Origin of the sequence: Chamaesiphon sp., assembly GCF_041738855.1 — a bacterium.
Taxonomy (GTDB): domain Bacteria; phylum Cyanobacteriota; class Cyanobacteriia; order Cyanobacteriales; family Chamaesiphonaceae; genus Chamaesiphon.
The window spans coordinates 1-7,672 of sequence record NZ_JBGSPA010000129.1; the positions used below are offsets into that span (position 1 = coordinate 1).

6 protein-coding genes and 3 pseudogenes are annotated in these 7,672 nt (G+C 44.3%); 4 read left to right on the plus strand and 5 right to left on the minus strand.

The window, feature by feature from the left end; genetic code table 11:
- Positions 1–707, minus strand: a pseudogene (locus ACEW9I_RS11835) (hypothetical protein); the annotation flags it as partial.
- A gap of 209 nt (positions 708–916) precedes the next feature.
- Here ACEW9I_RS11835 and ACEW9I_RS11840 point away from each other — a divergent pair.
- The 3 genes from ACEW9I_RS11840 to ACEW9I_RS11850 all read left to right on the plus strand — a co-directional run bounded on the left by ACEW9I_RS11840 (position 917) and on the right by ACEW9I_RS11850 (position 2,821).
- Complete coding sequence (locus ACEW9I_RS11840) at positions 917–1,288, plus strand: hypothetical protein (protein ID WP_373540538.1); 372 nt, start codon at positions 917–919, stop codon at positions 1,286–1,288.
- A 200-nt stretch (positions 1,289–1,488) separates the two neighbouring features.
- Entirely contained in the window at positions 1,489–2,004 is a 516-nt protein-coding gene (locus tag ACEW9I_RS11845) for a DM13 domain-containing protein (RefSeq protein ID WP_373540539.1), read from the plus strand.
- Between the two features lie 265 nt (positions 2,005–2,269).
- Positions 2,270–2,821, plus strand: coding sequence for a chlorite dismutase family protein (locus ACEW9I_RS11850; RefSeq protein ID WP_373540540.1), 552 nt, complete (start codon positions 2,270–2,272; stop codon positions 2,819–2,821).
- Between the two features lie 150 nt (positions 2,822–2,971).
- Here the strand turns inward: ACEW9I_RS11850 and ACEW9I_RS11855 are convergent.
- The 4 genes and pseudogenes from ACEW9I_RS11855 to ACEW9I_RS11870 all read right to left on the minus strand — a co-directional run bounded on the left by ACEW9I_RS11855 (position 2,972) and on the right by ACEW9I_RS11870 (position 6,668).
- Positions 2,972–3,911 (minus strand): annotated as a pseudogene (locus ACEW9I_RS11855) (class I fructose-bisphosphate aldolase).
- Positions 3,912–3,957: 46 nt separating this feature from the next.
- Positions 3,958–4,221: a GNAT family N-acetyltransferase gene (locus tag ACEW9I_RS11860; RefSeq protein ID WP_373540543.1), complete on the minus strand. Its 264-nt coding sequence runs from the start codon at positions 4,219–4,221 to the stop codon at positions 3,958–3,960.
- A gap of 432 nt (positions 4,222–4,653) precedes the next feature.
- Positions 4,654–6,088, minus strand: a pseudogene (locus tag ACEW9I_RS11865) (IS5 family transposase).
- Positions 6,089–6,215: 127 nt separating this feature from the next.
- Positions 6,216–6,668: a winged helix-turn-helix transcriptional regulator gene (locus tag ACEW9I_RS11870; RefSeq protein WP_373540541.1), complete on the minus strand. Its 453-nt coding sequence runs from the start codon at positions 6,666–6,668 to the stop codon at positions 6,216–6,218.
- 101 nt (positions 6,669–6,769) lie between these two features.
- Between ACEW9I_RS11870 and ACEW9I_RS11875 the strand changes: the two genes are divergently transcribed.
- Positions 6,770–7,588: a zinc-binding dehydrogenase gene (locus ACEW9I_RS11875; protein ID WP_373540542.1), complete on the plus strand. Its 819-nt coding sequence runs from the start codon at positions 6,770–6,772 to the stop codon at positions 7,586–7,588.
- The last annotated feature ends 84 nt before the right edge of the window (positions 7,589–7,672 follow it).

Genomic DNA, 7,672 nt, shown 5'->3' on the forward strand with positions numbered 1-7,672 from the left:
ATGATGTTGCCCATGACGAAGTAGATGCCGCCAGCGACCAAACCAGGCTCTAGCAGCAACAGAGCGAGGAGATTCAAACAAAGCATCAGTAGCCACTGCCCGTGATGACCAGCAGCATGAAACAAATCCAGAACGGCAACAGCACAGTGGGCAAAGCAAGTACGGTAAACACGCCAGAAACCACGTCCACCGTCACTGAGCCAAACTACCTGCGGGGCAGATTCAAAGTCTTGACGACGAGCTTCAAGCTGAAGACTGGGGATAAAACGGTCGATATCACCCAACACGGCTACCAGTCTACGATTCAATAATTGTGGGACTAGTTCTCCGGCGCGATTGAGCCGGGTGCCCAATCGCGCCAGGATGGCAATTTTTATTTCTTGCCATTTGATTTTGCCCTTGGGTGTATTGGCCACTGGGCGAAACGGTACCATTACTCCATCAGCCGCAATTGCCAACGGCAAAGCTGCTAACATCGCTGATAGCGACTCTGGCACGACTGCTTGACCCTCGGCTTGGGCGATTAATTGTGCCTCTAAATCAGCTTGGGCTTGCTCTCCCTTCGTCTGCACCCAATTCCACAGAGTACTCGCACTCACCGATAAACCACTCCACTGACCTAACAGCCAACTGGCTAGTTCATAAGGCATGACTACACTCAATAGACATCCCAACCGCACTCTTCCAGTACACAAACACTCCCCCATCCCTTAACTACGCCCATCGCGATCGATTTCAACACGGCAGCTTGGCTGCGATCGAATCCTGAGAAATTGCTGAGATTTAACTGAGGAGATTTTTAGAATAAATTCAGGAAATAAATAGGTTAAATTCAGAGAGTTTTCAGTAGAAGCTGCGATATTTAATTTAACGAACAAATTTAGTTCGTCTCCACAATCTTAATCGGTCATAACTCATGAAATTAGCAACTTTGGTTACAGGCATTGCAATGGTCGGTTTGGTATCAGTTGGTAATATTACTACCCATAACACTAGTCCCAGCGTATCGATTGGGGTAGTCGCTAGTGCGGCTGAAGGCCCCTCCGTTCAAGAAAAGATTGCTTTAGTTACTAAAAATAAAGGACAAATTGGCGGTGGCGACCAGCTCCGACGCTTCTTTTATGGCGATCTCGAACCACTCGGCGTTCAACCTGGCGGTGCTGGGATGGTGGTCAACTTATACAACAAAGCCAATAATATTACTTTCTCTTATTGTGCTACTTATGATGTGGTAGTAGCAGTTAAAAAAGGTAAGGTAGCTATGTTTGCAGCCAGTGAAGTCAAGTAAGATCTTATCCTCGATCGGAATTGTTTAAGTTACAACATTGAGCGGATCTGAAAACTCGGTCGTGAGTTAATATTTGTCAATTTGTCCTCAGCTTTTCTCAGTAACTTCTTGGAGATTTATCATGCTCGATCGAGTTATTTCGGCGATCGCCAAGAAGAAAATTGAACCACCTTATTGTCGTAGATCGGGAGTATTCAACTATGAAATTTATCCAAGTAACAATTCTGTCTTTGGCTTCTTTATTGGTAATTGGCTCTGCAAAAGCTGCGATCCAAAGTCGGGTTCCGGCAGGATCGATCGCGATAGATTCTCTTACGGAAATACGCGAACAGCCAACTCAGACTACTCCTTTGCAGTTAGCAGCAACTGTCAAGTCTGGCACATTCGTTCGGGCAGAACAACCGACCAGAGGTGGTGCTAGTATTGTGACTCAAAACGGTCGATCGTTTCTACAACTAGACGCGGGATTTAAAACTTCTAGTCAGGGTCCCGATCTGGTAGTTGCTTTGCATCGTTCTCGTAATGTACTCGGTACGACTAAAGCACCTAACTATGCGTTGAAAGGTGGTGATTATATTGTGTTATCTCGCCTGAAAAAATATAGTGGTGCCCAACGCTATGCCATTCCTGCCAACATCAATCTCGCAAATTATCGATCGGCAGTAATTTGGTGTCGCAAATTCAATGCTACTTTTGGTGTTGCTAGTTTGGGTTAAGATTTTAGAACAAAGTCAGATTAACTTATCGTCCCGATCTATCGGCAAAATTCGTAGGCAGATCTAGTTCGATCGAGATTTAAATTTCTCATTGCAAGCTGCCCGCACTTTCTAAAAAAAACCACCCTGCTACGCTGCAATTTCATAATAGTTTCTCCAGAATCTAAGACTTGAGAACAGGAATAAGGGAGAAGAGGAGGACGATCGCTTTTACTTCTCCTTTGTCAATTGCAACTCACATTTTTCATTAAACTTAAAGAATGACATGAACAATAGATATTCATTTATTGGCGGCGATCGAGGTACGTGGAAAGTAGTTGATGTGCGGGGGGAATTAGGTTCTAATTTAGAGCTGGTTGAAAGATTAAATATAGTAAATGAAGCTGTCACCGAATTGCCATTAAATAGTGCCTGGATTCTCCAGGGATTTAGTAGTAATGTTCGTTATGCCATGCAGGATGAAGTTACTGCTCTAAAAGCAGTTCAGCCTGTGTTAGCTCGTGCAGAAGCAATTTCTGCTGTATTGATTCCCATTAAAAAAACTCCTCAGTGGTGGGAAATGGCACAAGATGAGCGGCGCAAAATTTTTGAGGAAGTATCTCATCACACGGCAGTAGGGATGGATTATTTGCCTGGGGTGGCACGTCGGCTGCTGCACTCGCGCGATATTGGGGAACCATTTGATTTTCTCACCTGGTTTGAATTTGCCCCAGAACACACCCAGGCATTTGATGAATTACTAGTCAGGATGCGATCGACTAAAGAATGGGATTATGTAGATCGAGAGGTGGAGATTCGGCTGGAGCGGGACATTTAATTTGTTATTCGCTCTATTTTAGTTGTCAAATTCAACGCCAACGAGCTGTTTTAGGAGCGCGATTCTCCGTTCGCGCAGCGTTCCGCAGGAAAGGAGAGGCTACGCCAACGATGATTTGCTAGTTTAGCAAATCATCGATCGGATCGTCACTCAGGCATTGCGATAAATCTCCGCGATCGTGTTGAGTAACTTCAACGCTTCCGGTTGAGATCGTTGGAAAAAATTGCGCCCAATAATCGAACCAAACCCGCCACCTTGGGCAATCGCCCGAATTTGTTCGAGCAGATTCTCATCACTTTCGGTCGCCCCACCAGAGAAAATTACAATCCGACTGCCGCCAAAGGTACATTGCACCACATGTCGGACTCGTTCGGCTAAGGTATCGATCGAGATCTGTTGCTCTTCGTAAACTTTGCGCGCTGCATCCTGCTCGATCTGGTTGCTGGGTAGTTTGACTTTGATGATGTGGGCACCCAATTGGGCGGCAATATGGGCGGCATAGGCGGTCACATCGATTGCTGTTTCTCCGGCTTTACTCAAGCCCGCTCCACGCGGATAAGACCAGATCATTACGACTAGCCCATGTCGTTTGGCTTCCTCGGCATAGGCGCGGATTTGTCCATACATTTCCAGTCGATGGGCAGAACCAGGATAGATCGTAAACCCAATGCCTACGCAGCCCAACCGGATGGCATCTTGGACGCTGCCAGTCAATGCTTGGAAGGGATCGGCTTCATCTACGAGCACGTCATGGTCGTTGACTTTAAGAATCAACGGAATTTGTCCGGCAAAGTCTCTGGCTCCGGCTTCTAGAAAACCAAGCGGAGCGGCATAGGCATTGCATCCAGCCGCGATTACCTTCGGTAGGCTACGCCAACGCCAGCTCGAAGTGATAATGGGGATGATAGGCGGCTGGGTTCGCCGCAAAACTGCGGGCAGGGCCATGTTCAAAGCCTTGGTCTACAGGCAAAATTACCAGTTTTCCGGTTCCGGCAAGTTTACCGCTATTTAGGAGGCGAGAGAGGTTGGTCAAGGTACCAGGATTGTCGCTACCATACCAACTGAGGATTTGTTTAACTTGTGGTGTCATGTTTTAGCTCCGATAGTATGAATTGGAGGTTGAGTATGCTCTAGTTTCATTCTTCAACCCAACCTATAGATCTAGAGCAATCTCCCACATCTTTAGTCATTAGAAATCGATCGTGTCTCTGATAGCCGACTCGATGATAAAGACGTTGAGCATCAGGATTTTTAAGATCTACTTCGAGGTGCAGTGCGCGAACTCCCAGAGCTAAACAGGCATCTTCGATAAATGCCAATGTTTCGGTACCAATTCCGCGTCCGCGATGTTGGGGATAGATATAAAACTCATCGATGAAAGCATCTCGATCGAACCACAGCTTGGCAGCGTGGAGAAGATATGGTCATTACAATCCAGGGCAGTTTGATTGTGGCGCAAGGATTGGATAGTCCTGAAATCTTTCAGCGATCGCTCCAACAACTGCCGCAGCGACTCTGCCAAAATCTAGGCATGTGAAACTTGGTCGTTCTCAAAAAAGTTGAAAGAATTGTCTCAACCGAGGTCTGGCAGGCTAACGACCCCGTTCACCCGCAGCTACTAACTTCTCGCACTCAACCAACCATTTCTATCCGTTCGGCTTACAACGGGCTTGTTATGCTGTGCCATATCACCTTTCTAGCTTTTTGTTTAACCTACTTAGGGCTTGCTGAAAAAGTTAATAAATGGCATTAAATTAGATCGATCATTAATCGGTCTAATTTAATCTATCAGCAATTAGGAGGTAATTATCATTAATCATAGTTTTTATTAATCATCCAAACTCAAATATTACAAAAACAGCGTCGATCCGTAAAGAGATCCAAAAAAAGGCAAAAAACTGCCGCAATAGAGTCGAAAGATTCATTACTAGAAAAGTGATTGCAATAGCTGTTTGAGAAGTTTCAGAAAGTTTGGTCATCACTCGAGCAAGACTAAATCTACGTTTAGCTTCTCCGAATTTGCCTTCAATTCGGCTGCGAAATCGCTCATCTAACTGTGCTTGTTTCTTTTTCTCTTTATCAATAACTTTCGGCTTTCTTCCTAACGGTATGCCTGTAATTCTAATTCCGCGTTCTTTACACCAAGCTCTATTTTCGTTAGTGCGGTAAATTTTGTCAACATGAATGGACTCTGGATAATTTTCTGTTGCTATTTTAAATTTTTCTGCTTGTGATTTTAAATCTCCAGACTCATTAAAATTATCCCAGCTTAATCGATCTATAAACACGTATCCATTATGATAGCTAACTGATAACTTGGCTCCAAATTCAACTGGTGATCCAGCCTTTCCTCTCACAATTGGGCGAATATGTGGTTGTGTTAGACTCACTATTCTATCATCAACACGCTGCTGCTTATTTTCATACATTGACAACTGCTGTTGATACACTGTCGTTGCTACTAACAGCATTTTATACTGCTGGTCATTCAGCCACTCTAGCTTGGCACCACTCATTTGTAGCTGTTCTATGTGCCCCAGATTCCTGTTAATATATTGAAGTTGCTTTTTAATCGCGTTTCTTCTTTGCTTTTTTGTGACTCGGCGTTTCTTCGCAATTTTTAGATATTCTTTTTTTGCTATTATTCTTTTGGTTACTGGTTTCTTACTTGGCTTCTTTTCCAACCCATCATAGAAAATATCTATGATTTTTTCTATCTGTTTTCTCGCTTGATTCAGTAATCCTAAGTCGGTCGGATACCTAAATCGGCTGGCGCACATGTCGCATCTAATATTAACTTTCCTCGATTTACACTCTCTTTTTCTTCACTACCTACGGTGACTTTTTTTCTGGTTCTACTTCTCCTCGATTTTCTTCACACATTTTGCTATTAATTTTGTTAACTAGATCCATTTCTAGTCTTTGTCAAAAATGCACCATCATTGATGCTTCAAATGGTGCCTCATTTCTATAACTCTTTAGTCCTATAAAGTATTGCAAATATGGGTTCTTTCTGATTTGCTCGACTGTTTCTCTATCACTTATCCCTAACTTTTCTTTAATTATTAATGCCCCTAGTGCCATTCGACTTGATTTGGCTGGTGCTCCGAATAAGATTGTAAAATTTTTGGCATATTCTTCTTCTACTTCTGTCCAAGGAATTAGTTTTGCCATCATTACCCATCGATTATCTTCTGCTAATTTACCTCCAAGTGGCAGTTCAAAGTTTTCTGATTCAGCTTCGAGTTGGTCAACTTTTTTATACATTGTATGTACTGATGTGTCGATATCTGTACTGATTTTAGTTGATTTTAGCCGATTTCATTGAACTAGAGTAACTTCTTACAGCTTATCTCTCCCTCTGTGGATGGGTTTTGGCTTTTATCAGCAACCCCTACTTAGGTTCCCAGTAATCATTAGGAGCTGGATTGTTATCGTAGTCTTCTGTAGCAGCTTTTACATCTGAAATGTGCTGATATACCCACTCTCCCAATATGGCTAATGGCTCAACCAAAGAAGTCCCTAGCGGAGTGAGGGAATATTCGACCCGTGGAGGAACGGTTGGATAAATTTCTCTTTCAATCAACCCATACCGCTCTAAACTCCGCAGGTTTTGAATCAACATTTTGGGCGATACACCGACAATTTGTTGCTTGAGTTCGCTACACCGCTTTTTGCCTTGAGTGAGCGCGTAAACGATTAAAATCGTCCATTTGTTGGCAATATGTTCGAGGATCTGATGTCCGGCGCAGTTGGTGTCAAACAGATCCATCTTGGCAATGCGATCGAGTGCTGGCTGGGGCGGATAACTCAGTTGAGAACCATTAGAATCGCGATCTAGAGCCATGCTTACCAAAAAGTAACTATTGCACTTTGCTGTAAATCCTTACGGGCAGCAGTACTGAGATCGTACTCTACGAATGTCAGTTTTTGCAGGATCCTAACACCATGAAAGCCATAATTATCGATCGATTTGGTGATGCCAATATTTTTCAGGAGATAGGGCTGCCGATGCCAGAGGTGCTGGCAAATCATGTCCTAATTCGAGTTGCCGCTACCAGCGTCAATCCGGTCGATTATAAAATTCGACAAGGGCTTGTTGCAGATATTGCCCCTAGTTTCCCAGCCGTTTTGCATGGCGATGTGGCCGGAACGATCGCCGCAATTGGAGCGGGGGTCGATCGATTTAACATCGGAGACGAAGTGTATGCCTGTGCGGGTGGCGTGAAAGGAACCAGTGGGGCATTAGCTGAGTATATGCTGGCTGATGTGCGCTCGATCGCCCACAAACCAAAGTCACTCATAATGGCAGCAGCAGCGGCACTGCCATTGGTATCAATTACAGCTTGGGAAGGACTGCTCGATCGCGCTAAAGTCCAGCCAGGACAAAAAGTGTTGGTGTATGGAGCGACCGGAGGCGTAGGACACATTGGCGTTCAATTGGCCAAGTGGGCAGGGGCAACAGTCTATGCCCTGGTTTCCAGCGATCGCAAGGCTGCGATCGCGCGTCGATTAGGTGCAGATTTTACTATTAACTACTGCGATCGGTCTGTAGAGGAATTTGTGGCAGAACATACAAACAATCGAGGCTTTGATGTGGTGTTTGACACGGTTGGCAACGACAATCTTCAAAATGCTTTCAAAGCCGCCAAGCTGAATGGAACGGTGGTATCGATCGTTTCGTTATCTCAGCAAGACTTGACCTTACTCCACCTGAGTTCGATGAGGCTAGCCTCATCATCAAATCAATTACCTGACTGTGTTTGAGCCAATCACTACCAATCCTCAAAAACTAAGTGTTTCATAAATTATTATCAATAAGCTCTGCTTGTTGATAATTAGCGGTCATTT

Bases quoted from the DNA above. Each gene is read 5' to 3' on its own strand.
- ACEW9I_RS11840 (WP_373540538.1), top strand. From the start codon at position 917: ATGAAATTAGCAACTTTGGTTACAGGCATTGCAATGGTCGGTTTGGTA.
- ACEW9I_RS11870 (WP_373540541.1), bottom strand. From the start codon at position 6,668: ATGGCTCTAGATCGCGATTCTAATGGTTCTCAACTGAGTTATCCGCCC.
- ACEW9I_RS11845 (WP_373540539.1), top strand. From the start codon at position 1,489: ATGAAATTTATCCAAGTAACAATTCTGTCTTTGGCTTCTTTATTGGTA.
- ACEW9I_RS11875 (WP_373540542.1), top strand. From the start codon at position 6,770: ATGAAAGCCATAATTATCGATCGATTTGGTGATGCCAATATTTTTCAG.
- ACEW9I_RS11850 (WP_373540540.1), top strand. From the start codon at position 2,270: ATGAACAATAGATATTCATTTATTGGCGGCGATCGAGGTACGTGGAAA.